General features: G+C 40.8%; 1 protein-coding gene. It reads left to right on the forward strand.

Annotated features, from left to right (window positions below; genetic code table 11):
• A partial coding sequence (locus FCS21_RS17875) for a galactokinase (RefSeq protein ID WP_503328525.1) occupies positions 1-429 on the forward strand: 429 nt, incomplete at both ends.

The following is a 429-nucleotide window of genomic DNA, read 5'->3' on the forward strand; positions in this document are numbered from 1 at the left end:
CAATGAACGCCGCAGCGAATGCGAAGAAGCCTTGGCACGTCTGCAAAAAACTTTGCCTATCTCTTCTTTAGGAGACTTAGATGAAGAAGAATTTGAATCAACTATTGACCAAATCGGTGATGATACATTGATACGCAGAGCTCGTCATGCTGTTTATGAAAATCAACGTACTTTGAAAGCAAAAGCTGAATTAGAAGCTGGAAACTTGGAAGCATTTGGACAACTGCTAAATGATTCTCACCACTCTCTTCGCTATGATTATGAAGTGACTGGGATCGAGTTAGATACACTAGTGGACGCTGCTCAAAAACAAGAAGGTGTCTTAGGTGCACGAATGACAGGAGCTGGATTTGGTGGCTGTGCGATTGCTCTTGTCAAAGAAGAAAATATACCTGCCTTCAAAAACAATGTCTATGATGAATATATGAA

Origin of the sequence: Colwellia ponticola (assembly GCF_005885605.1) — a bacterium.
GTDB lineage: Bacteria > Pseudomonadota > Gammaproteobacteria > Enterobacterales > Alteromonadaceae > Colwellia > Colwellia ponticola.